Raw genomic sequence first — 23414 nt, forward strand, 5'->3', positions numbered from 1 at the left:
ACGGCCGATCGGGACGCAGGAGCCGGGCTCGACCACGGGGGACGGTCGCCGCAGGCGACATCGCGCGCGGCCGATCGAGCGAAGCGAGAACGTCCGCTTGCGCGGGAGTGTGACAGTGCCCCCAGGAGGATTCGAACCTCCGCCCCTGCCTCCGGAGGGCAGTGCTCTATCCCCTGAGCTATGGGGGCTCGTGGGTGACACCAACCGTAGCAGGTCCGGTGACCCGGTCCCGACAGCGCGTGTCGCGCCCGTGTGGCGCGGACCGCCGGACGGGAGGCGCGGGGCGGGGTCGCGCCGCGCCTCCCGTCCGGCGGTGGCCGGCTCAGCCCGCCGGGCTCGCCGAGGCGGTCGGCTGCAGGACGGCGCGGACCGCGTCGACGACGGGCTGCGCCCCGCCGGGCTCCGTGAAGAGCGTCGACTCGGTGGTGATCCAGTACGGGTCCGGGAAGGCGTCCGCGCGGCCGACCCCGTCGGCGAGGGCGTAGTACCCCTCGACGCGGTAGGTCGGGACGGAGCCGCCGCGGTCGTACAGGGCGTCCTTCAGGGTGGTGAGCGACTTCTCAGGCAGGTGCGCGACCGCGAGCGTGACGGTGGTGCCCGGGTCGTCGGTGGCGACGAACCGGCAGACCCGCCCGCGCTGGCGCTCGATCGTGGCCGCGGGCGTGCCCTTCCCCGGACGCCAGTCGGTGTCCTGCCGGAAGGTCTTCCCGTACACGGCCAGCGCCTCGGCGGGCAGCAGGTCGCCGCAGGACTGCCGCACGGCCGTGCCGATGGGCGTCGCCGTGGGGCTCGGGGCCGAGTCGCGGGCACCGGTGCAGCCCGACAGGAGGGCGGACGCGGCGACGGTGAGGGCGGCGACGGTGATCGCCCGGGCACGGCTGCGGGTGGTCATCCGGACATGATGCTGCACGGGGACCGGCACCGGCCCGCGAGGCACCTGGGTGTCCCGGTAGACTCGACCCTCGTGACTCCTGCCGAACTCTCCGCCGCGTACCTGTCGATCCTGACCGGGATCGTCGAGCGACGAGGCGCGTCCGACACCGTGACGATCGGGGAGTCCCACGTGGCCCTCGAGCGTCCGAAGAACCGTGCGCACGGCGACTGGGCGTCGAACGCGGCCATGCAGCTCGCCAAGCGTCTCGGCACGAACCCGCGCGAGCTCGCGACCGAGATCGCGGGCGAGCTGACCGAGCTCGACGGCGTCGCCTCGGTCGACGTGGCCGGTCCCGGCTTCATCAACATCACGCTCGAGGCCGCCGCGGCCGGCGAGATCGCCCGCACGATCGTCGACCAGGCCGAGGCGTTCGGGCGTGGCGACCTCTACGACGGCGTCCGCATCGACCTCGAGTTCGTCTCCGCGAACCCGACCGGCCCGATCCACATGGGTGGCGTGCGCTGGGCGGCCGTGGGCGACAGCCTCGCCCGCGTGTTCGAGGCGCAGGGCGGCCTCGTCACCCGTGAGTACTACTTCAACGACCACGGCGCGCAGATCGACCGCTTCGCCCGGTCGCTGGTCGCCTCCGCGCTCGGCGAGCCCACGCCGGAGGACGGCTACGGCGGCGCGTACATCGCCGAGATCGCCGCGCGCGTGATCGCGACGCTGCCGGCCGGCACCGACGTCACGGACCTGCCGCGGGACGAGGCGCAGGAGCTGTTCCGCCGCGAGGGCGTGGACTTCATGTTCGCGGACATCAAGTCGTCGCTGCACGACTTCGGCGTCGACTTCGACGTGTTCTTCCACGAGAACTCGCTGCACGAGTCGAAGGCCGTCGAGCGCGCCATCGAGCGGCTGCAGTCCCTCGGCAAGATGTACGAGGCCGAGGGCGCGCTCTGGCTCCGCACGACCGACTTCGGCGACGACCGTGACCGCGTGGTCATCAAGTCCGACGGGCAGCCCGCCTACATCGCCGGCGACCTGGCGTACTACCTCGACAAGCGCGAGCGCGGCTTCGAGCGGAACCTCATCATGCTCGGCGCCGACCACCACGGCTACGTCGGCCGCATGATGGCGATGTGCGCGGCGTTCGGCGACGAGCCGGGCACGAACCTCGAGATCCTCATCGGGCAGATGGTCAACCTGCTCAAGGACGGCGAGCCGATGCGCATGTCGAAGCGCAACGGCACCATCGTCACGATGGAGGACCTCGTGGACGCCGTGGGCGTGGACGCCGGCCGGTACGCCCTCGTCCGGTTCGCCAGCGACACCGCGATCGACATCGACCTCGACCTGCTCACGAAGCGGACCAACGACAACCCGGTCTTCTACGTGCAGTACGCCCACGCCCGCACGCAGTCGGTCGCGCGCAACGCCGCCGCCTCGGGCGTGGACCGCTCGGCGTTCGACGCGTCGCTGCTCACGCACGACACCGAGGGGGCGCTGCTCGGCGCCCTGGCGGAGTACCCGCGGGTGGTGCGCCAGGCGGCCGAGCTCCGCGAGCCGCACCGCATCGCGCGGTACATCGAGCAGCTCGCCGGGCTGTACCACCGCTGGTACGACGCCTGCCGCGTGACCCCGCTCGGCGACGAGGCCGTGACGGACCTGCACCGCACGCGCCTGTGGCTGAACGACGCCACCGGGCAGGTCGTCCGCAACGGCCTGACCCTGCTCGGGGTCACCGCGCCCGAGCGCATGTAGCGCGGCGCGGCGCCCGCTGCGCCTGCACAACGACGAGCGCGTCGCGCCACGGAACTCCGTGGCGCGACGCGCTTCTCGTTGTGCGCGGGCGGCACGCGCCACGTCGCGGGGACGCGGACCTGCCGCCGCCGTGCCGTGCCGTGCGGGGCGGGCCGCACCCGCGCCTCCAGGCCGGGTCAGGGTCGCGCGCGCCCCGAGCCACCGGGCCGTGACCCGGTCGCGTCCGCGCCCGGCGCCGCGGCGCCTTCCAGGTGCTCTCGGGTGTACCGAGCGTTCCCGGGCGTACCTGGCGGTTCCGAAGGGCCCGGTACGCCCGATCCCGCCAGGCATCGCGCGCGTCATGGGAAGGAACGGGCGGACGGGAGGCGCGTTGCGGGCCCGTCCCGCGCCTCCAGGCCGCGATCTGATCGCGTCCGCGCCCCGCTCCGCCGGACCCGCGCCGCCGAACCCGCGCACCTCCCGCCCACCGGGCGCCAACCCGCCCCCAGCCGGGCCGCGGGGAGCACCTGGCAGGGTGGGACGCATGTCCGCAGCCACCGAGCCCACCCGGAAGCGCCGTCGCTGGCCCGTCGTCCTCGTCGTCGTGGTGCTCGTGCTCGCCGTCCTCGCGGTGGTCGCCGAGTTCGTCCTGCGCGGCGTCGTCGACCGGACCATCGCGGACCAGGTCGAGCAGTCGCTGCCCGAGGGTGCGACCGGCGAGGTCACCGCGCACGCGGACGGCATCGTCATCCCGCAGCTGCTCGCCGGGACCCTGGCGGACGTGCACATCACCTCCGACCGCCTGACGGTGGACGGTGTGCCGCTCGCCGCCGACGTCACCGCGCGCGACGTGCCGGTCGACGGGCAGGGGGACGTGCACGACGTCGACGGACACGTGACCCTCGCCGCGACGAGCGTCAAGGACCTGGCGAAGTACAGCCCGCTGTTCCAGCGACTCCGCCTGGTGGACGACGGCGTCGAGCTGTCCGGGTCGACCGCGGTGCTCGGGTACGACATCTCCTACGCGGCGACCGGCGCCGTCACCACGCAGTCCGACGGCCGCGGCGTCACGATCACCCCGCGGAACGTCCGCATCACCAACCCGGACCTCGGGCTCGGCGTCGACTCGATCCCCGGGGTCACCGACGTGCCGGTCCAGGTCTGCACCGCGCGCTTCCTGCCGGAGCAGCTGCGCATCCGCTCGCTCGACATCACCGCCCGGCAGGCGACAGTGCGCGTCACGGCCGGCACGCTGCCGCTCACCGAGCAGGGCCTCCGGACCGTGGGCAGCTGCGGATGACCGGCGGGCGTAACACCGGCCGGGAGGCTCGCCCCGGCTCGCTAGGATCGGGTCCCGTGAGCGCGAACCCCCTTGCCCCGCCGCGGCTGCGGACGCCGGACGACGCCTCCGCGCTGACCGCGCGGATCTGGCCGGCCTCCGCGACGCGGACCGACGACGGCGAGCTCGTGGTCGGCGGCCACACCGCGTCCGCCCTCGTCGAGCAGTTCGGCTCGCCGCTCTACGTCGTCGACGAGCGCGACGTGCAGGCCCGCGCGGCCCGCGTGCGCACCGCCTTCACCGAGGCGTTCGAGCGCATCGGCACGCGGGCACACGTGTACTACGCGGCAAAGGCCTTCTTCACGACGCAGGTCGCCGCGTGGATGACCGAGGCGGGGCTGCGGCTCGACGTCTGCACGGCCGGTGAGCTCGCGGTCGCACTCGCCGGCGGTGCCGACCCGGCGATGCTCGGCTTCCACGGCAACGACAAGTCCGACGCCGAGATCGCGCGCGCCGTCGAGGTCGGACTCGGCACGATCGTGCTCGACAGCCACGAGGAGATCCGCCGCGTCGCCCGTGCCGCCGCCGAGGCCGGCACGGTGCAGCGGGTACGGATCCGGATCAACAGCGGCGTGCACGCGAGCACCCACGAGTACCTCGCCACCGCGCGCGAGGACCAGAAGTTCGGCATCCCGCTCTCCGAGGCGGTCGACGCGGCCGCCGCGGTCCGCGCCGAGCCCTCGCTGGCCTTCGTCGGCCTGCACTCGCACATCGGGTCGCAGATCTTCGACGAGTCCGGCTTCCGCGAGGCGGCGCGACGCCTGATGGACGTGCACGCCGAACTCGTGGCGTCCGGTCCGGTACCGGAGCTCAACCTCGGCGGCGGCTGGGGCATCGACTACACCGAGGCGGACTCCGCGTTCGCGCCGGAGGACGTCGCCGAGGCCCTCGCCACCATCGTCGCGGAGGCCTGCGCGGAGCGGGGGATCCCCGTCCCCGAGGTCGCCGTGGAGCCCGGTCGCTACATCGTCGGCCCGGCCGGGATCACGCTGTACCGCGTCGGCACGATCAAGCCGGTGGCGCTCGAGTCGGACGACGGGGTGTCGGCCACGCGCACGTACGTCTCGGTCGACGGCGGCATGAGCGACAACGCACGCCCCGCGCTCTACGGCGCGGACTACACGGCGCGACTGGCGCGGACGTCGGACGCCGCACCGATCCTCACCCGCGTGGTCGGCAAGCACTGCGAGTCCGGGGACGTCGTGGTGCACGACGAGTACCTGCCGGGTGACGTGCACCGCGGTGACCTGCTCGCCGTGGCCGCGACCGGGGCCTACTGCTGGTCGCTCTCGAGCAACTACAACCACGTCGGTCGCCCGCCGGTCGTCGCGGTCGCCGACGGCACAGCCCGTATCCTCGTCCGTGGCGAGTCCATCGACGACCTGCTCGCCCGCGACACGGGGGTCGTCGCCGGCTCCGGCCGCTGACCCCGACCGAACCGGGCTGACACCCGACCCACAGGAATGCGCACCACATGATCGAATACCGCAACGTCCGCGTCGCGCTGCTCGGAGCCGGTTCCGTCGGTTCCCAGGTGGCCCGCCTGCTCCTCGAGCACGGTGACGAGCTGGCATCCCGTGCGGGCGCCGGGCTCGAGCTCGTCGGCATCGCGGTCCGCGACCTGGACGCCCCGCGCGACGTGGACCTGCCGAAGGACCTCTTCACGACGGACGCGCAGTCGCTCATCCTCGGAGCCGACATCGTCGTCGAGCTCATCGGCGGCATCGAGCCCGCCCGCACCCTCGTGCTGCAGGCGCTGCAGTCCGGCGCGGACGTCGTCACCGGCAACAAGGCGCTCCTCGCCACGCACGGCCCCGAGCTCTTCGCCGCGGCGGAGCAGGTCGGCGCGCAGCTCTACTACGAGGCCGCCGTCGCCGGCGCGATCCCGATCATCCGACCGCTGCACGACTCGCTCGCGGGCGACCGCATCGAGCGCATCATGGGCATCGTCAACGGCACCACGAACTTCATCCTCGACCTGATGGACCGCGAGGGCTCGACCTTCGAGGCGGCCCTGGCGACCGCGACGGAGCTCGGGTACGCCGAGGCCGACCCGACCGCCGACGTCGAGGGCTACGACGCCGCGCAGAAGGCGGCCATCCTGGCCTCGCTCGCGTTCCACACCTCGGTGCCGCTGGCCGCCGTGCACCGCGAGGGCATCACCGACGTGACGATCGAGCAGGTGCGTGCCGCGCGCAAGGCCGGCTACGTCGTGAAGATCCTCGCGACCGCCGAGCGCCTGACCGACGCGGACGGCGTCGAGGGCGTCAGCGCCCGCGTCTACCCGGCCCTCGTGCCCGAGTCGCACCCGCTGGCGAGCGTGCACGGCGCGAAGAACGCCGTGTTCGTCGAGGCCGAGGCGGCCGGCGACCTCATGTTCTACGGCGCGGGTGCCGGCGGCGTCGAGACGGCATCGGCCGTCCTGGGCGACCTGGTGTCCGCCGCGCGTCGGCACGTCATCGGCGGCCCCGGCATCGCGGAGTCGACCCAGTCCGCACTGCCCGTCTTCCCGATCGGCACCGTGCGGACCCGGTACCAGATCACGCTCCACGTGGCAGACGCCCCCGGCGTGCTCTCCACGGTCGCGGGCGTGCTGGCGAAGCACGGCGTGAGCGTGCAGACCGTCGAGCAGTCCGCGGCGACCGACCCGGGCGACGGCACGCCCGGCACCGCCACCCTCGTCATCGGCACGCACCTCGCCCGCGAGTCCGACCTGGCCGCCACGGTCGTCGCGCTCCGGAACGAGGACGTCGTCGTCGAGACCACCAGCGTCCTGCGGGTCGTCGGGGCCTGAGCCCCGGTCCGCGGAGCCCGAGCAACACACCGAACAAGGAGAGCCTGATGGCCCACCAGTGGCAGGGAGTCCTGCGCGAGTACGCCGACCGTCTCGACGTCACCGAGGCGACGCCCGTCGTCACCCTCGGCGAGGGCGGGACGCCGCTCATCCCGGCGCGACGCCTGTCGGAGCGCACCGGCGCGGACGTGTACGTGAAGTTCGAGGGCATGAACCCGACCGGGTCGTTCAAGGACCGCGGCATGACGATGGCGATCTCGAAGGCCGTCGAGCACGGCGCGAAGGCCGTCATCTGCGCCTCGACCGGCAACACGAGCGCCTCGGCCGCCGCCTACGCCACGCACGCGGGCATCACCGCGGCGGTGCTCGTGCCCGAGGGCAAGATCGCGATGGGCAAGCTCAGCCAGGCCGTCGCGCACGACGCGCAGCTGCTGCAGGTCCAGGGCAACTTCGACGACTGCCTCGAAATCGCCCGTGACCTCGCGGCGAACTACCCGGTGCACCTCGTCAACTCGGTGAACAACGACCGCATCGAGGGCCAGAAGACCGCGGCGTTCGAGGTCGTCGACGTGCTCGGTGACGCGCCGGACTTCCACTTCCTGCCGGTCGGCAACGCGGGCAACTACACCGCGTACTCCCGCGGGTACCGCGAGGACGTCGCGGCGGGCCGATCGACCCGGATGCCCCGCATGTTCGGCTTCCAGGCCGCCGGGTCCGCGCCGATCGTCTCCGGCGAGGTCGTCCGCCACCCGGACACCATCGCCTCGGCGATCCGGATCGGCAACCCGGCCTCGTGGCAGTACGCCCTCGACGCCCGCGAGGAGACCGACGGCTACTTCGGCGCGATCACCGACGAGGGCATCCTCGCCGCCCACCGGATCCTGTCGGCCGAGGTCGGCGTCTTCGTCGAGCCGGCGTCGGCGATCGGTGTCGCCGGGCTGCTCGAGCGCGCGGACGCCGGTGTCGTGCCGAAGGGGGCGAAGGTCGTCATCACGGTGACCGGTCACGGCCTGAAGGACCCGCAGTGGGCCCTCCGCACGGCGGACGGCGGCGAGGTCGCCCCGACGAGCGTCCCGGTGGACACGAAGTCGGTGGCGGAGGTCCTCGGACTGGTCGGCCCCGCGTGAGCACCGCCCGCTCGTCCGGACCGGGGGAGGGCGTGACCGCCCGCAGCGCTGTACCGGCCGGACGGGCGGTCCGCGTGCGCGTCCCGGCGACCTCGGCGAACCTCGGTCCCGGCTTCGACTCGCTCGGCCTCGCCCTCTCCGTGTACGACGAGGTCGTCGTGCGCGTCCGGCCGGAGCCCGGTGCGACGGTGACCGTCGAGGGCGTCGGCGCCGGCGAGGTCGCCACGGACGACACCAACCTGGTCGTCCAGGCGGTCCGTCGCGGGCTCGCGCACGCCGGGGTGGATCAGCCCGGGCTCGACCTGCACGCCGTGAACGCGATCGCGCACGGCCGCGGGATGGGATCGTCGGCGGCGGCCATCGTCGCCGGCCTGATGGCCGCGCGCGGCCTGCTCGAGGGGATCGTCGACCTCGACGCGTCGACGCTCCTCACCCTGGCCACCGAGATGGAGGGGCACCCGGACAACGTCGCTCCGGCGCTCTTCGGTGGCCTCACCATCGCCTGGATGACGGCCGACGGGCCCGCCGTCAAGCGACTGCTCGTGCACCGCGGTGTGTCGCCCGTCGTGTTCGTCCCCGCCTCGACGCTGTCGACGAAGCTCGCCCGCTCGCTGCAGCCCGCGAGCGTGCCGCACGAGGACGCCGCGTTCAACGTGTCCCGCTCGGCCCTCCTCGTCGCGGCGCTCATCCAGAGCCCCGAGCTCCTGCTCGCGGCGACCGAGGACCGGCTGCACCAGTCGTACCGCGCGAGCGCGATGCCGGAGACCGACGCCCTGATCGCCCTCCTGCGTCAGCACGGGCTGGCCGCGGTGGTGTCCGGCGCCGGACCGAGCCTGCTCGTCCTCGGCAGCGACCCGTCGCAGCGCCTGACGGCCGCCGACCTCGTGCAGCGACACGCGCAGGGGGACTGGCGGGCGCTCATGCTGGCCGTGGACCTCGGTGGTGCTACAGTGGTGCCGCACTCGGCGCTCGAAGCCGATCCCGCGTAGGCGCAAGGAATCATCCGCCCTGGACCGATCCGCTGCTGGCGCAGGGTCCGGTGCGCGGGGGCACTCTCTTTCAGAACACCGAATCCCGGTCCGTCGTCTGAACGACGGACGCAGCGCATCCCAGCGCCGTGACGGTGGAAACTCTCCGCGTTCTGCGGTCCGAAAGGAAACACCGACCTTGACGAACGTCAACGACTCCACCGCGGTGGAGATCCCCAGCGACCTGCGCGCACTCCGCCTGCCGGAGCTCCAGCGCATCGCGTCCTCGCTCGGCATCACCGGGCTCTCGAAGCTCCGCAAGGGCGACCTCATCGCGGCGATCGAGGACAAGCGCCCGGCGGGCGACGAGGCCGCGGCCCCCGCGGCAGCCGAAGCGCCCGTCGCCACGGAGCAGCCGACGCTGGCCGCTCCGGCGACGTCGCCGGCCGCCGAGGACGCCCCCGCACAGCCGGTCGAGACGGCGCAGCCCGCCGCCGAGCAGCAGACCGACGCCCAGCAGACCGACGCCCAGCAGACCGGCACCGAGCAGGCCGAGCAGCCCGCGCGCGGCCGCCGGTCGCGCCGTGCCTCGTCGAGTGGCACCGTCACCGCGGAGCCGACGTCGGCAGCCGAGCACACCAACCACGGCCACACCGGTACCGAGGACCTGCTCGCGGGCCTCGACCAGGTCCGTGCCGAGAAGGACGCGGCCGAGGCGGCGCAGAACGGCCGTCGTCGCGGCCGTCGGGGCGGACAGGACGCGGCCCAGCAGTCGCCCGAGCAGCAGCAGGACGACGCCCAGCAGCAGGACGCCGGCCAGGAGGCCCGTGTCGCCTCGGCCGAGCAGCCCACCTCCGCCCCGGAGCAGGGTGACCAGGGCGACCAGTCCGACCAGCAGGGCGAGGGCGGCTCTCGCCGCGGTCGTCGCAGCCGGGGTCGCGGTCGCGGTCGCGGGCAGAACGCCGACGGCACCGAGCAGCAGAACGGTGACCAGCAGGGCGGGCAGCAGCAGGCCGCCCAGCAGAAGCAGAACGGCAAGCAGGACGACCAGCGCTCCGGCGACGCCAAGCAGGACGACCGCCAGCAGAACGGTCAGCAGAAGCAGAACGGTCAGCAGAAGCAGAACGCTCAGCAGCAGCAGAGCGGTCAGCAGCAGAACGGCCAGCAGCAGGACGACGCCGAGACCGGTCGGGGCCGTCGTCAGCGCGACCGCAAGCGCGGCCGTGGTGGCCAGAACGACGAGTTCGAGCCGGAGATCACCGAGGACGACGTCCTCATCCCGATCGCGGGCATCCTCGACGTGCTCGACAACTACGCCTTCGTGCGCACCACCGGGTACCTTCCGGGCCCGAGCGACGTCTACGTCTCGCTCGGCCAGGTGAAGAAGTACCACCTGCGCAAGGGCGACGCGGTCGTCGGGTCGATCAAGCAGCCGCGGAACGACGAGCAGCAGGGCCGCCAGAAGTACAACGCCCTGGTCAAGGTCGACACCGTGAACGGTCAGACCGCCGAGGAGGCCGCCGCGCGCGTCGACTTCCAGGACCTCACCCCGCTGTACCCGAACGAGCGCCTGCGCCTCGAGACCGAGCCGCAGAAGCTGTCGACCCGCATCATCGACCTCGTGTCGCCGATCGGCAAGGGCCAGCGTGGTCTCATCGTGTCGCCCCCCAAGGCCGGCAAGACCGTCGTGCTGCAGGCGATCGCGAACGCGATCGCGAAGAACAACCCCGAGGCGCACCTCATGGTCGTGCTCGTGGACGAGCGGCCCGAAGAGGTCACCGACATGCAGCGCTCGGTGAAGGGCGAGGTCATCGCCTCGACCTTCGACCGTCCGGCCGAGGACCACACGACGGTCGCGGAGCTCGCCATCGAGCGTGCGAAGCGCCTCGTCGAGCTCGGACACGACGTCGTCGTGCTCCTCGACTCGATCACCCGTCTGGGCCGCGCCTACAACCTGGCGACCCCGGCCTCGGGCCGCGTGCTCTCCGGTGGCGTGGACTCGGCGGCGCTGTACCCGCCGAAGCGCTTCTTCGGCGCCGCGCGCAACATCGAGGACGGCGGCTCGCTGACCATCCTCGCCACCGCGCTCGTCGAGACCGGGTCGAAGATGGACGAGGTGATCTTCGAGGAGTTCAAGGGCACGGGCAACATGGAGCTCCGCCTCAACCGGCACCTCGCCGACAAGCGGATCTTCCCGGCCGTGGACATCAACGCCTCCGGCACCCGGCGCGAGGAGCAGCTGCTCTCCGCGGACGAGGTCGCGATCACCTGGCGCCTGCGCCGGGCACTCGCGGGGCTCGACCCGCAGCAGGCGCTCGACGTCGTCCTCCGCAACCTCAAGGAGACGCAGTCGAACGTCGAGTTCCTGGTCCAGATCCAGAAGTCGGTGCCGGCGACCAACGGTCACCACGGCAACGGCCACCAGGAGTAACGCGTGTTCGAGTCGGTGGCAGGGCTGCTGGCGGAACACGAGGACCTGACGCAGCAGCTGTCGGACCCCGCGCTCCACGCCGATGCGGCCCGCGCGAAGAAGGTGAACCGGCGGTACGCCGAGCTCAACCAGATCAAGGCCGCGTACGAGGCCTGGCAGGCGGCGGGGGACGACCTCGCCGCCGCCCAGGAGCTCGCCCGCGAGGACGAGGCGTTCGCGGACGAGGTCCCGGCACTCCAGGAGCAGCTGTCGGAGCGCCAGGAGCGTCTCCGTCGACTGCTCATCCCGCGGGACCCGGACGACGGCCGCGACGTCATCATGGAGATCAAGGGCGGTGAGGGCGGCGAGGAGTCCGCACTCTTCGCGGCCGACCTCCTGCGCATGTACTCGCACTACGCCGAGACGAAGGGCTGGAAGGTCGAGCTCCTCGAGCGGACCGAGAGCGACCTCGGCGGCTACAAGGACGTGCAGGTCGCGATCAAGTCGAACGCGACCGACCCGTCCCAGGGCGTCTGGGCGCACCTGAAGTACGAGGGTGGCGTGCACCGCGTGCAGCGCGTGCCGGCCACCGAGTCGCAGGGGCGCATCCACACCTCGACCACCGGCGTGCTGGTGTTCCCCGAGGTGGACGAGCCCGAGGAGGTCCAGATCAACCAGAACGACCTCAAGATCGACGTCTACCGGTCCTCCGGCCCCGGCGGGCAGTCGGTCAACACGACCGACTCCGCCGTGCGCATCACCCACCTGCCCACGGGCATCACGGTGGCGATGCAGAACGAGAAGTCGCAGCTGCAGAACCGCGAGGCCGGCATGCGCGTCCTCCGGGCCCGCATCCTCGCGCGGCAGCAGGAGGAGCTCGACGCCATCGCCTCGGACGCGCGCAAGTCGCAGATCCGCGGCATGGACCGTTCGGAGCGCATCCGCACGTACAACTTCCCGGAGAACCGGATCGCGGACCACCGCACCGGGTACAAGGCGTACGACCTGGACCGCGTGATGAACGGTGCGCTCGAGCCCGTCGTCCAGTCCGCCATCTCGGCGGACGAAGAGGCTCGGCTCGCCGCCATCGGCGACCAGGACGCCTGATCACCGGCCCGGAGGCACGCATCACGTCCGACACGCCCGTCCCGGCCGCCGCGGATCGCCTGCTCGAGCAGGCGACCGCGGCGCTCGTCGCGTCCGGCGTCCCCACCCCGCGCGTGGACGCCGAGCTGCTGCTCGCGTGGGCGACGGACACCTCCCGGGGCGCGGTGCAGGCCCGGGCGCTGACCGGGGGAGCGATCGCCCCGGAGCACGTCGAGCGCTTCCGCCACGCGGTCGCCCGACGCGTCACCCGTGAACCGCTCCAGCACATCACGGGACAGGCGTACTTCCGCGCGCTGACCCTGTCGGTCGGACCGGGCGTCTTCGTGCCCCGGCCCGAGACCGAGGGCGTCGTGCAGTTCGGCATCGACGCGCTCCGCGCCACCGCGGTGCCGTCGCCCGTCGCGGTCGACCTGGGCTCCGGCAGCGGGGCGATCGCGATCGCGATGGACACCGAAGTGCCGAACGCCGTGGTGTACGCAGTCGAGCGGTCGCCCGAGGCACTGCCGTGGACGCGGCGCAACGTGGACGCCCACGGCGGGACCGTACGACTCGTCGAGGGCGACCTCGCGGACGCGCTGCCCGAGCTGGACGGCACCGTGTCGGTCGTCGTGTCGAACCCGCCCTACGTGCCGGACGACATGGTGCCGGTGGACCCGGAGGTCCGCGACCACGACCCGGCGCTCGCGCTGTACGGGGGAGCGGACGGCCTCGACGCCGTGCGGGCCCTCACCGAGACGGCCCGGCGGTTGCTCGTGCCGGGCGGCCTGCTCGTGATCGAGCACGCCGAGCAGCAGGGTGCCGGCGTGCGCGCGGTGCTGGCGCGCCGGGGGTTCCGGTCCCCGGAGACGCACGTCGACCTGACGGGTCGCGACCGCACGACCACCGCGACCCGCTAGGCGGACGCTCGACGGGCCTCCCGTCCGGCCTGCCCGTGCCGCTCAGGCGGTGGTGACGCGCGCCTGGGCCGTGACGAAGGCGCGCACCGCCCGGCACAGGTCGGTGTGCTCCTCGACGAGGACCGCGTGGATGCCGACGCTCCTGGCCGCCTCGACGTTGACGGGCATGTCGTCGGCGAAGAACGCACGCTCGGCCGGCACGCCGTGGTGCGCGAGCGCCCGCTCGAACACCGCGGGCTCGGGCTTGCGCGCACCGAAGTTGCTCGTGGTGTCGAGGTGCTCGCCGAAGAGCGGGGGCAGCGACGGGGCCCAGCGACCGATCCACCGGCCGGCGAGCGGTCCGTTGTTCGTGAGCAGGCCGACCCGACCGTGGTCGGCGGCGATGCGCACCGCCTCGATCCGCTTGGGCAGCTCGGTCATCGCGGCGCCGCGGATGCGGGCCCAGTCGGCCTCCGGCACCGCGCACCCCATCGCCTCGGTGAAGGCCGCGAGGTAGGCGTCGCCGTCGGGGAAGTGGCCCGCCTCCGCACGCGCCTCGTCGCCGCGGTCCCACCAGCGTCGCCGGATCTCCTCGAACGAGTGCCCGGTGTACTCGGCGAGGGCGGCCATCCGCACCCGCCAGTCGTAGCGGACGAGCACGTCGTCCATGTCGAAGAGGAACAGGAGTCGGGGCGCGGGCGTCTCGTTCACGATGCCACCCATTGTGGCGCACTATCATCGTCGAGTCATGGCCTCCCGATACGACTGCACCGACCCCGACGGGCTCCTGACCGGGATGCGGCTCGCTCGTGCCGCACTCGGACGGGGCGAGCTCGTCGTCGTCCCCACCGACACCGTCTACGGCGTCGCCGCGGACGCCTTCAGCGCGAGCGCCGTCCAGCGGCTGCTCGACGCGAAGGGCCGCACGCGGCAGTCGCCGCCGCCCGTGCTCATCCCGGGCCCGCCGACGCTCGAGGCGCTGGCGACGGACATCCCGCAGCAGGTCCGCGACCTCGTCGACGAGTTCTGGCCGGGCGGGCTGACCGTGATCCTGCGCGCCCAGCCGTCGCTCGACTGGGACCTGGGGGAGACCCGCGGCACCGTGGCGCTCCGGATGCCCGACTCGCGGATCGCGCTCGAACTCCTGCAGGAGGTCGGCCCGCTCGCCGTGTCGTCCGCCAACTCGACGGGCGACCCCGCGGCGATGGACGTCGACCAGGCCGAGGCGATGCTCGGCGACAGCGTGTCCGTCTACCTCGACGGCGGCCCGCTCCGACTCCACGACGGCCACGCGGCGTCCACCGGTTCCACGATCGTCGACGCCACCGGGCTGTCGACGGGCGGGAAGCTCCGCATCGTCCGGCACGGGGTGATCGCCGACGAGGACGTCGTCCGGGTCGTCGGAGCCGACCTCGTCACGTGAAGTACTACCTGCTCGCGGGGGCCATCGCAGCCGTCGTGAGCTTCGTGTGCAGCTGGGCGGTGTGGAAGCTCGGCTTGCGGTACGGCTGGTACCCGAAGGTCCGTGAGCGCGACGTGCACCGGACCCCGACGCCGCGGCTCGGCGGGATCGCGATGTACCTCGGCGTGATCGTCTCGTTGCTCGCGGCCTGGTTCCTCTTCCCCTCGATCGCCGGCACCGACTACTTCCGTTTGGTGTTCTCCGAACCGGGGCGGGTGCTGGCCGTGCTCGCCGGGGCGACGATCATCGTCGTCCTGGGGGTCGCGGACGACATCTGGGACCTCGACTGGATGACCAAGCTCGCCGGACAGATCATCGCCGCGGGCATCCTCGCCTGGCAGGGGGTGGCGATCGTCTCGCTCCCGATCGGCAACACGCTGGGCGTCGGGTCGTCGTACATGAGCCTGATCTTCACGGTGCTCGCGGTGGTGCTCGTGATGAACGCGGTGAACTTCATCGACGGCCTCGACGGCCTGGTCGCCGGCGTGGCGATCATCGCGGGCGGGGTGTTCTTCCTCTACACGTTCTTCATCAACCGCGTGGTCGTGCAGACCGAGTTCTTCTTCAACCTGCCCTCGCTCCTGACGGCGGTGCTCGTCGGGGCCTGCTGCGGCTTCCTCGTCCTGAACTGGCACCCGGCGAAGCTCTTCATGGGCGACGCGGGCGCGCTGCTCGTCGGCTTCCTCATGGCCACGAGCGCGGTGTCGGTCACGGGCAACATCGACCCGGCCGTGATCCAGAGCCGCCAGGCGCTCCTGCCGGCGTTCATCCCGATCCTGCTGCCGTTCGCGATCCTCATCGTGCCGATCCTCGACTTCGGCCTCGCCGTCACCCGGCGCCTCAGTGCCGGCAAGTCGCCGTTCTCCGCGGACCGGAAGCACCTGCACCACCGGTTGCTCGACATGGGACACTCGCACTTCCACGCGGTGCTCGTCTTCTACGCCTGGACCGCCACCGTCGCGGTCGGCTGCCTGCTGTTCCTCTTCGTCGAGTGGTACTGGGTCGTGACCGTCGTCGCCGTCGGGTTCACCGTCTGTGCCGTCGCGACCTTCGCCCCGCTCGGCCGCAAGCGCGCCGAGTTCGCCGCGCAGGCGGCCACCCGCTCGAACACCGTGGTCGACGCCAGCCTCGACCCCCTCGACCGCGCCGCCAACGACCGTACAATCCCTGGAGACCCCTCGTGACCGCACCGAACGCCCTCGACCACGTGCGGCCCGTGTTCCGCCGGATCCTCGTCTGGGCGGCCGTCCTGGCCGTCGCGCTGGCGGTGGTCGGGGGAGTCGTGGGGCTCGTCCTCGCGGGCACGCCCGGCCTCGCCGGCGGCCTGCTCGGCGCCGTCCTCAGCGTCGTGTTCCTCGGCCTGACCGCGGTGTCCGTGCTCGTGGCCCTCCGGGTGTCGAAGGGCCAGATGATCTCGGGCGCCTTCTTCGGCATCGTGATGGGCACCTGGCTGCTGAAGTTCGTGCTCTTCCTCGTGGTGCTCATCGCCCTGCGCGACCGCACGTGGGTCGACTTCCCGGTGCTCGCGGTCGTCATCATCGCCGGTGTCGTCGGATCGCTCGTGATCGACGTGGTCGCGGTGGCGAAGGCCCGCATCCCGATCGGCGTCAGCCTGCCCGGCGACCCGGACCCGTCCGCGCCGAGCGGCTCCGGCGCCGCTGGGAACGACACCCCCCGGGCCTGAGAGCCCGAGAAGGCTCTCGCACCTGATAGGCTTCTGGTCGTCCGCGTCCGGAGCCTTGCTCGGGGCGGACGAGCCTCCACAACGTCCACCATCGCGTGCAACGTCTGCGCGCGCCGACACAGGAGACAGCGCTGCTATCCCACGCTCTTCCCCTGTCCCTCACCGCCGCGGGTAACGCCGTGGCGGCGGGGAGCAGCAAGGCCGCCGAATTCCATGGTCCGTCGATCAACGAGTTCTTCCCGGACCCGATCTTCTTCGCCGGGACCCCGATCGAGATGGACCGCATCGTCCTCATCCGCCTGTTCGCGGTGGCCGTGCTGCTCGTCTTCGCGTTCGTCGGGACGCGCGCGCTGAAGCTGGTCCCGAACCGCGGACAGGCCTTCATCGAGTACGCGTTCGACGTCGTCCGTCGCAACACCTTCGACAACCTGGGCGAGAAGGACGGCAAGCGCTTCCTGCCGCTCCTGGCGACGATCTTCTTCGGCGTCCTGTTCATGAACCTGACGGGTCTGATCCCGTTCATGAACATCGCCGGCACGAGCCGCATCGCCATGCCGTTGATCCTCGCGGTCGTCGCCTACGTCGCGTTCATCTACGCGGGCCTCCGCAAGCACCCGGGTACGTTCCTCCGGAACGCGCTCTTCCCGCCCGGCGTGCCGTGGTACCTCTACATCATCGTGACGCCGATCGAGTTGGTCTCGACCTTCGTGCTCCGTCCGGTGACGCTGACGCTGCGACTCCTCATGAACATGGTCGTCGGCCACCTCCTGCTGGTGCTGTTCTTCTCCGCCACCTGGTTCTTCTTCTTCGACGCCGACAGCCTCTTCAAGCTGTTCGGCATCGGGACCCTGGCGTTCGGCATCGCGTTCAGCTTCTTCGAGATCCTCGTCGCACTGCTCCAGGCGTACGTCTTCATGCTCCTGACCGCGGTGTACATCCAGCTCGCGCTGGCCGACGAGCACTGACCGACCCCTTCTGACCCCCATACGGCACGACATCCGTCGGGCCGCACTCGAAAGGAAAACACGTGGACGCAACGACCGTTCTCGCGGAGATCAACGGCAACATCGCGACGGTTGGCTACGGCCTCGCTGCGATCGGCCCGGCCATCGGCGTCGGCATCGTCGTCGGCAAGACGATCGAGTCCGTCGCTCGCCAGCCCGAGCTCCAGGGCCGCCTGACGACCCTCATGTACATCGGTATCGCCTTCACGGAGGCCCTGGCCTTCATCGGCATCGCCACGTACTTCATCTTCACTGCGTAAGGCTTCTCGATGCAGACTGCACTCATCATCGCGGCGGAGGAGACCCACAATCCGCTGATCCCACCGGTGTACGACATCGTGTGGTCCGCGGTGGCCTTCGTCATCATCTTCCTCGTGATGTGGCGCGTCGTGACGCCGCGCATCACGAAGATGCTCGATGAGCGCACCGAGGCCATCGAGGGTGGCATCAAGAAGGCGGAGGCCGCTCAGGAGCAGGCCGCCGCTGCACTCGACGAGTACAACAAGCAGCTCGCCGACGCGCGTGCCGAGGCCTCGCGCATCCGTGAGCAGGCCCGTGCCGACGCGACCGCGATCGGCAACGAGGTCCGCGAGCAGGCGCAGGCCGATGCAGCACGCATCACCGCCAACGCCCAGGCGCAGATCGAGGCCGAGCGGCAGAGCGCGCTCCAGTCGCTGCGGAGCGAGGTGGGCACCCTCGCCCTCGACCTCGCCTCCGGTGTGATCGGCGAGTCCCTCCGGGACGACGCGAAGTCGGCTGCGGTCGTCGACCGCTTCATCGCCGACCTCGAGGCGTCCCAGGGCCAGCCGGCCGGGGAGCGCTGAGCATGCGGAGCGCCACGCGGTCCGCACTCTCGTCCACGCAGGCGGTCCTCGCTGACCTCGGCGGGTCGGTCGACCTCGCCACGGGCACCGAGATCCTCTCCGCCGGGCGTGCGATCGCCGGTTCCTCCCAGCTGCTCGGCCTGCTGGCGGACCCGACCGCGGACGTCGTCGGCAAGAAGGTCGTCATCGACCGCGTCTTCGCCGGCCAGTCCGAGGCGACGCGTGCGGTGCTGACCGCGGTGGCCGGCTCACGCTGGTCCTCGCCGTCGGACCTGCTCGCGGGTGTCGAGGACGCGGGCATCCGCGCCGTCGCCGGCACCGCGTCGTCGGAGACGTCGATCGAGGCCGAGCTGTTCTCCTTCGAGACCGCCGTCCGCTCGGACGCGGCACTCGAACTGGCGTTGGGCACCAAGCTCGGCAGCCCGTCGGAGAAGGGTGCGCTCGTGCAGCGGCTCGTCGGCTCGAAGGTCTCGGCGCAGACCACCGCGATCCTGGAGCACCTCGTGCAGCAGCCCCGCGGCCGCCGCATCGGTGAGATCGTCCGCGACGCCTCGCGCATCGTGGCCGACCAGGCCGGCAAGCTCGTCGCCACGGTGACCACCGCGGCCCCGCTCTCGGACGGTCAGGCGGCTCGCGTCGCCCGCGGCATCAGCGAGCGGTACGGCAAGGACGTCAGCGTCAACCAGGTCGTCGACCCCGCGGTCGTCGGCGGGATGCGCGTGCAGGTCGGTGGCGACGTCATCGACGGCACGGTCTCCACGCGCCTGTCGGAGCTCCGGCTCCAGCTGGCCGGCTGAGCGTACCGTCGAAGCCGACCCCTCCAAGTCCACAACGGGAACTGTCCCTCACCGGGCAGCATCACCCTCTCGGAGCCGCAGGGCCCCGGAAACCTACAAGGAAAATCCCATGGCAGACATCACCATCAGCCCCGATGAGATCCGTGATGCCCTGAAGGACTTCGTCTCGAACTACGAGCCGACGAAGGCCTCCACGGCCGAGGTCGGGCACGTCACCGACGCGGGCGACGGCATCGCGCACGTCGAGGGCCTGCCCGGCGTCATGGCGAACGAGCTCATCCGCTTCGAGGACGGGACCCTCGGTCTCGCGCAGAACCTCGACGAGGACGAGATCGGCGCCATCGTGCTCGGCGAGTTCGGCGGCATCGAGGAGGGCCAGGAGGTCACCCGCACCGGCGAGGTCCTCTCCGCCCCCGTCGGCGACGGCTTCCTCGGTCGCGTGGTCGACCCGCTCGGCAACCCGATCGACGGTCTCGGCGAGATCCAGGCCGAGGGCCGTCGTGCCCTCGAGCTCCAGGCCCCGGGCGTCATGTCCCGCAAGTCGGTCCACGAGCCGCTGCAGACCGGCATCAAGGCCATCGACGCGATGATCCCCGTCGGCCGCGGTCAGCGTCAGCTGATCATCGGCGACCGCCAGACCGGCAAGACGGCCATCGCGATCGACACGATCATCAACCAGAAGGCCAACTGGGAGTCGGGCGACGAGGACAAGCAGGTCCGCTGCATCTACGTCGCCATCGGCCAGAAGGGCTCCACGATCGCCTCCGTCAAGGGTGCGCTCGAGGACGCCGGTGCGATGGAGTACACCACCATCGTCGCCGCTCCCGCCTCCGACCCGGCCGGCTTCAAGTACCTCGCCCCCTACACCGGTTCGGCCATCGGCCAGCACTGGATGTACGGCGGCAAGCACGTCCTCATCATCTTCGACGACCTGTCGAAGCAGGCCGAGGCCTACCGTGCGGTGTCGCTCCTCCTGCGTCGTCCGCCGGGCCGCGAGGCGTACCCGGGTGACGTCTTCTACCTGCACTCCCGTCTGCTGGAGCGTTGCGCGAAGCTGTCCGACGACCTCGGCGCCGGGTCGATGACGGGTCTGCCCATCATCGAGACCAAGGCGAACGACGTGTCGGCGTACATCCCGACCAACGTGATCTCGATCACCGACGGCCAGATCTTCCTGCAGTCGGACCTGTTCAACGCGAACCAGCGTCCGGCCGTCGACGTGGGCATCTCGGTGTCGCGCGTCGGTGGTGACGCCCAGGTCAAGTCGATCAAGAAGGTCTCCGGCACGCTCAAGCTCGAGCTGGCGCAGTACCGCTCGCTCGAGGCGTTCGCGATGTTCGCGTCCGACCTCGACCAGGCGTCGCGTCGTCAGCTGGACCGTGGTGCCCGCCTGACCGAGCTCCTCAAGCAGCCGCAGTACTCGCCGTACCCGGTCGAGGAGCAGGTCGTCTCGATCTGGGCCGGCACGAACGGCAAGCTCGACGAGGTGCCCGTCCCCGACGTGCTCCGCTTCGAGGCCGAGCTGCTCGAGCACCTGCGTCGCAACTCCGACGTCCTGACCACCCTCCGTGAGACGAACCAGCTCAGCGACGAGACCGTCGCCGCGATGGACCGTGAGATCGACGCCTTCACGAAGGGCTTCCAGACGAGCGACGGCAAGACGCTCGGCTCGGAGTCGTTCGACGCGGCCCAGGCCGAGGACGTCGACCAGGAGCAGATCGTCAAGGGTCGTCGCTAGATGGCGGCACAGGTCCGGGTCTACCGCCAGCGCATCAAGTCGGCGAAGACCACGAAGAAGGTCACCCGCGCGATGGAGCTGATCTCGGCGTCGCGGATCCAGAAGGCACAGGCGCGCATGGCCGCGTCCGGTCCGTACTCGCGGGCCGTGACGCGGGCCGTGTCGGCCGTGGCGACGTTCTCGAACGTCGACCACGTGCTGACCACCGAGCCCGAGTCGTCGACCCGCGCAGCCGTGGTGCTGTTCACCTCGGACCGCGGCCTGAACGGCGCGTTCAGCTCGAACGTCCTCAAGCAGGGCGAGGAGCTCGCCTCCCTGCTCCGCAGCGAGGGCAAGGACGTCGTGTTCTACCTCGTCGGTCGCAAGTCGGTCGGGTACTTCGCGTTCCGCGAGCGTCCCTCCGAGCGGCAGTGGATCGGCGGGACGGACCAGCCCGAGTTCTCGACGGCGAAGGAGATCGGCGACGCGGTCGTGTCGAAGTTCCTCCAGGACACGGCCGAGGGCGGCGTGGACGAGATCCACATCGTCTTCAACCGGTTCATCAGCCTCGCGACCCAGGAGCCGCAGGTCGTGCGCCTGCTCCCGCTCGAGGTCGTCGAGGGCGTGGAGGAGCCGTCGAACGGCGAGCCCCTGCCGCTCTACGAGTTCGAGCCCGACGCCGACGCCGTCCTCGACGCGCTGCTCCCGGTGTACATCGAGAGCCGCATCTTCAACGCCATGCTGCAGTCGGCCGCTTCCGAGCACGCCGCCCGCCAGAAGGCCATGAAGTCCGCCAGTGACAACGCCGACTCGCTCATCAGCGAGTTCACCCGTCTCGCGAACAACGCGCGTCAGGCCGAGATCACCCAGCAGATCTCCGAGATCGTCGGCGGCGCCGACGCCCTCTCGTCGAAGAAGAAGTAGTGGTCCGCGAAGCTCGCGGACAGAACCCCTCAGGAAGGCACCAGCCATGACCGACACCGCCACCACCGCGGTCGAGACGTCGTCGGCGCCCGGTGTCGGCCGGATCGCCCGTGTCACGGGTCCCGTCGTCGACATCGAGTTCCCGCACGACGCCATCCCGGAGATGTACAACCTCCTGCACACGACGATCACCATCGGTGACTCGACGCAGGAGATCGGCCTCGAGGTCGCGCAGCACCTCGGCGACGACCTGATCCGCGCCATCTCGCTGAAGCCGACCGACGGCCTGGTCCGTGGTCAGGAGGTCCGTGACTCGGGCGCCCCGATCTCGGTCCCCGTCGGCGACGTCACCAAGGGCAAGGTCTTCGACGTGCTGGGCAACGTGCTCAACACCGACGAGAAGCTCGAGATCACCGAGCGTTGGCCGATCCACCGCAAGGCGCCGGCCTTCGACCAGCTCGAGTCGAAGACCACCATGTTCGAGACCGGCATCAAGTCGATCGACCTCCTCACCCCGTACGTGCAGGGTGGCAAGATCGGCCTCTTCGGTGGTGCGGGCGTCGGCAAGACCGTCCTCATCCAGGAGATGATCCAGCGCGTCGCACAGGACCACGGCGGTGTGTCGGTGTTCGCCGGTGTCGGTGAGCGTACCCGTGAGGGCAACGACCTCATCGGCGAGATGGAGGAGGCGGGGGTTTTCGACAAGACGGCCCTCGTGTTCGGCCAGATGGACGAGCCGCCGGGAACGCGTCTCCGCGTGGCCCTGTCGGCGCTGACGATGGCGGAGTACTTCCGCGACGTCCAGAAGCAGGACGTGCTCCTCTTCATCGACAACATCTTCCGCTTCACGCAGGCCGGTTCCGAGGTCTCCACGCTGCTCGGTCGCATGCCGTCCGCGGTGGGCTACCAGCCGAACCTCGCCGACGAGATGGGCGTGCTCCAGGAGCGCATCACCTCCACGCGTGGTCACTCGATCACCTCGCTGCAGGCGATCTACGTGCCGGCCGACGACTACACCGACCCGGCTCCGGCGACCACGTTCGCGCACCTCGACGCCACGACCGAGCTCTCGCGTGAGATCGCGTCGCAGGGTCTGTACCCGGCCATCGACCCGCTGACCTCCACGTCGCGGATCATGGACCCCCGGTACCTGGGCGCCGACCACTACGAGACCGCGACGCGCGTCAAGCAGATCCTGCAGAAGAACAAGGAACTGCAGGAGATCATCGCGATCCTCGGTGTCGACGAGCTCTCCGAAGAGGACAAGATCACGGTGGAGCGCGCACGTCGCATCCAGCAGTTCCTCTCGCAGAACACGTACATGGCGAAGAAGTTCACGGGTGTCGAGGGTTCGACGGTCCCGCTCAAGGACACGATCGAGTCCTTCCGCGCGATCGCCGACGGCGAGTTCGACCACGTGGCGACGCAGGCCTTCTTCAACGTCGGTGGCATCAACGACGTCGAAGAGAAGTGGTCGCAGATCCAGAAGGAGAACCGCTGACATGGCGGCACTCACCGTGAGCGTCGTCTCGGCCGACCGTGAGGTCTGGTCGGGCGACGCCACCATGGTCGTCGCACGCACGACGGAGGGCCAGATCGGCATCCTCGCGGGGCACGAGCCGCTGCTCGCCACCCTCGCGCAGGGCCAGGTCCGCATCACCCGGGCCGACGGCTCGACGGTGACGGCGGACGCCGAGGACGGCTTCCTGTCGGTCGAGCACGACACGGTCACGATCGTCGCGCGCCAGGCCGCGCTGGCGTCCTGACC

At 71.1% G+C, this 23414-nt stretch carries 22 protein-coding genes and 1 tRNA gene; 20 read left to right on the forward strand and 3 right to left on the reverse strand.

Annotation, left to right across the window (positions count from 1 at the left end):
- Positions 1–116 precede the first annotated feature (116 nt).
- Both Cus16_RS00800 and Cus16_RS00805 read right to left on the reverse strand, forming a co-directional pair.
- Positions 117–188: transfer RNA gene (locus tag Cus16_RS00800), tRNA-Arg, on the reverse strand.
- Positions 189–322: 134 nt separating this feature from the next.
- Positions 323–892, reverse strand: a complete 570-nt coding sequence (locus Cus16_RS00805) for a hypothetical protein (RefSeq protein WP_069710744.1) — start codon at positions 890–892, stop codon at positions 323–325.
- Between the two features lie 72 nt (positions 893–964).
- Between Cus16_RS00805 and argS the strand changes: the two genes are divergently transcribed.
- The 9 genes from argS to prmC all read left to right on the forward strand — a co-directional run bounded on the left by argS (position 965) and on the right by prmC (position 13255).
- Positions 965–2635, forward strand: coding sequence for an arginine--tRNA ligase (gene argS, locus Cus16_RS00810; protein ID WP_069710745.1), 1671 nt, complete (start codon positions 965–967; stop codon positions 2633–2635).
- A gap of 523 nt (positions 2636–3158) precedes the next feature.
- Complete coding sequence (locus Cus16_RS00815) at positions 3159–3914, forward strand: DUF2993 domain-containing protein (protein WP_069710746.1); 756 nt, start codon at positions 3159–3161, stop codon at positions 3912–3914.
- Between the two features lie 56 nt (positions 3915–3970).
- The gene (gene lysA / locus Cus16_RS00820) at positions 3971–5380 is read left to right on the forward strand and encodes a diaminopimelate decarboxylase (RefSeq protein WP_069710747.1); all 1410 of its coding nucleotides are present in this window, start codon (positions 3971–3973) and stop codon (positions 5378–5380) included.
- Positions 5381–5427: 47 nt separating this feature from the next.
- On the forward strand, positions 5428–6747 hold the full coding sequence (locus Cus16_RS00825; protein ID WP_069710748.1) for a homoserine dehydrogenase: 1320 nt from the start codon (positions 5428–5430) through the stop codon (positions 6745–6747).
- A gap of 47 nt (positions 6748–6794) precedes the next feature.
- A complete protein-coding gene (gene thrC, locus Cus16_RS00830) occupies positions 6795–7874 on the forward strand; it encodes a threonine synthase (RefSeq protein ID WP_069710749.1) in 1080 nt (359 codons plus the stop codon).
- Between the two features lie 32 nt (positions 7875–7906).
- Positions 7907–8863, forward strand: a complete 957-nt coding sequence (gene thrB, locus Cus16_RS00835; RefSeq protein WP_069711347.1) for a homoserine kinase — start codon at positions 7907–7909, stop codon at positions 8861–8863.
- A gap of 178 nt (positions 8864–9041) precedes the next feature.
- Positions 9042–11273 (forward strand): transcription termination factor Rho, encoded by a 2232-nt coding sequence (gene rho / locus Cus16_RS00840; RefSeq protein ID WP_069710750.1) that lies wholly within the window; start codon positions 9042–9044, stop codon positions 11271–11273.
- 3 nt (positions 11274–11276) lie between these two features.
- On the forward strand, positions 11277–12359 hold the full coding sequence (gene prfA / locus Cus16_RS00845) for a peptide chain release factor 1 (protein WP_069710751.1): 1083 nt from the start codon (positions 11277–11279) through the stop codon (positions 12357–12359).
- 20 nt (positions 12360–12379) lie between these two features.
- The gene (gene prmC / locus Cus16_RS00850) at positions 12380–13255 is read left to right on the forward strand and encodes a peptide chain release factor N(5)-glutamine methyltransferase (protein ID WP_069710752.1); all 876 of its coding nucleotides are present in this window, start codon (positions 12380–12382) and stop codon (positions 13253–13255) included.
- A 42-nt stretch (positions 13256–13297) separates the two neighbouring features.
- Here prmC and Cus16_RS00855 read toward each other — a convergent pair whose 3' ends face one another.
- A complete protein-coding gene (locus Cus16_RS00855; protein ID WP_223246474.1) occupies positions 13298–13945 on the reverse strand; it encodes an HAD-IA family hydrolase in 648 nt (215 codons plus the stop codon).
- Positions 13946–13982: 37 nt separating this feature from the next.
- Here Cus16_RS00855 and Cus16_RS00860 point away from each other — a divergent pair, with 37 nt between their 5' ends.
- The 11 genes from Cus16_RS00860 to Cus16_RS00910 all read left to right on the forward strand — a co-directional run bounded on the left by Cus16_RS00860 (position 13983) and on the right by Cus16_RS00910 (position 23412).
- Entirely contained in the window at positions 13983–14657 is a 675-nt protein-coding gene (locus Cus16_RS00860; protein ID WP_069710754.1) for an L-threonylcarbamoyladenylate synthase, read from the forward strand.
- The gene (locus Cus16_RS00865; RefSeq protein ID WP_069710755.1) at positions 14654–15880 is read left to right on the forward strand and encodes an MraY family glycosyltransferase; all 1227 of its coding nucleotides are present in this window, start codon (positions 14654–14656) and stop codon (positions 15878–15880) included. Before Cus16_RS00860 ends, Cus16_RS00865 begins: the two co-directional genes overlap by 4 nt.
- Positions 15877–16380 (forward strand): hypothetical protein, encoded by a 504-nt coding sequence (locus Cus16_RS00870; RefSeq protein ID WP_083263595.1) that lies wholly within the window; start codon positions 15877–15879, stop codon positions 16378–16380. Before Cus16_RS00865 ends, Cus16_RS00870 begins: the two co-directional genes overlap by 4 nt.
- A gap of 179 nt (positions 16381–16559) precedes the next feature.
- Positions 16560–17345 (forward strand): F0F1 ATP synthase subunit A, encoded by a 786-nt coding sequence (atpB, locus tag Cus16_RS00875; RefSeq protein ID WP_069710756.1) that lies wholly within the window; start codon positions 16560–16562, stop codon positions 17343–17345.
- A 62-nt stretch (positions 17346–17407) separates the two neighbouring features.
- Positions 17408–17644 carry an ATP synthase F0 subunit C gene (gene atpE, locus Cus16_RS00880; RefSeq protein WP_058729232.1) on the forward strand — a complete coding sequence of 79 codons (237 nt, stop codon included), beginning with the start codon at positions 17408–17410 and terminating at the stop codon, positions 17642–17644.
- 9 nt (positions 17645–17653) lie between these two features.
- Positions 17654–18208 (forward strand): F0F1 ATP synthase subunit B, encoded by a 555-nt coding sequence (locus tag Cus16_RS00885; RefSeq protein ID WP_066654628.1) that lies wholly within the window; start codon positions 17654–17656, stop codon positions 18206–18208.
- Positions 18209–18210: 2 nt separating this feature from the next.
- Positions 18211–19005, forward strand: coding sequence for a F0F1 ATP synthase subunit delta (locus Cus16_RS00890; protein ID WP_069710757.1), 795 nt, complete (start codon positions 18211–18213; stop codon positions 19003–19005).
- A 109-nt stretch (positions 19006–19114) separates the two neighbouring features.
- Positions 19115–20743: a F0F1 ATP synthase subunit alpha gene (gene atpA / locus Cus16_RS00895; protein WP_066654625.1), complete on the forward strand. Its 1629-nt coding sequence runs from the start codon at positions 19115–19117 to the stop codon at positions 20741–20743.
- Positions 20744–21646 (forward strand): F0F1 ATP synthase subunit gamma, encoded by a 903-nt coding sequence (locus Cus16_RS00900; RefSeq protein ID WP_069710758.1) that lies wholly within the window; start codon positions 20744–20746, stop codon positions 21644–21646.
- 46 nt (positions 21647–21692) lie between these two features.
- Complete coding sequence (gene atpD / locus Cus16_RS00905) at positions 21693–23147, forward strand: F0F1 ATP synthase subunit beta (protein WP_069710759.1); 1455 nt, start codon at positions 21693–21695, stop codon at positions 23145–23147.
- Between the two features lies 1 nt (position 23148).
- Positions 23149–23412 carry a F0F1 ATP synthase subunit epsilon gene (locus Cus16_RS00910; protein WP_069710760.1) on the forward strand — a complete coding sequence of 88 codons (264 nt, stop codon included), beginning with the start codon at positions 23149–23151 and terminating at the stop codon, positions 23410–23412.
- Positions 23413–23414 lie beyond the last annotated feature (2 nt).

The sequence above is a fragment of the Curtobacterium sp. ER1/6 genome, from assembly GCF_001742745.1.
Classification (GTDB): Bacteria; Actinomycetota; Actinomycetes; order Actinomycetales; family Microbacteriaceae; genus Curtobacterium; species Curtobacterium citri.

Bases quoted from the DNA above. Each gene is read 5' to 3' on its own strand.
- Cus16_RS00885 (WP_066654628.1), top strand. From the start codon at position 17,654: ATGCAGACTGCACTCATCATCGCGGCGGAGGAGACCCACAATCCGCTG.
- atpD (WP_069710759.1), top strand. From the start codon at position 21,693: ATGACCGACACCGCCACCACCGCGGTCGAGACGTCGTCGGCGCCCGGT.
- thrC (WP_069710749.1), top strand. From the start codon at position 6,795: ATGGCCCACCAGTGGCAGGGAGTCCTGCGCGAGTACGCCGACCGTCTC.
- Cus16_RS00825 (WP_069710748.1), top strand. From the start codon at position 5,428: ATGATCGAATACCGCAACGTCCGCGTCGCGCTGCTCGGAGCCGGTTCC.
- Cus16_RS00900 (WP_069710758.1), top strand. From the start codon at position 20,744: ATGGCGGCACAGGTCCGGGTCTACCGCCAGCGCATCAAGTCGGCGAAG.
- Cus16_RS00890 (WP_069710757.1), top strand. From the start codon at position 18,211: ATGCGGAGCGCCACGCGGTCCGCACTCTCGTCCACGCAGGCGGTCCTC.
- Cus16_RS00860 (WP_069710754.1), top strand. From the start codon at position 13,983: ATGGCCTCCCGATACGACTGCACCGACCCCGACGGGCTCCTGACCGGG.
- Cus16_RS00805 (WP_069710744.1), bottom strand. From the start codon at position 892: ATGACCACCCGCAGCCGTGCCCGGGCGATCACCGTCGCCGCCCTCACC.
- Cus16_RS00910 (WP_069710760.1), top strand. From the start codon at position 23,149: ATGGCGGCACTCACCGTGAGCGTCGTCTCGGCCGACCGTGAGGTCTGG.
- atpA (WP_066654625.1), top strand. From the start codon at position 19,115: ATGGCAGACATCACCATCAGCCCCGATGAGATCCGTGATGCCCTGAAG.
- Cus16_RS00815 (WP_069710746.1), top strand. From the start codon at position 3,159: ATGTCCGCAGCCACCGAGCCCACCCGGAAGCGCCGTCGCTGGCCCGTC.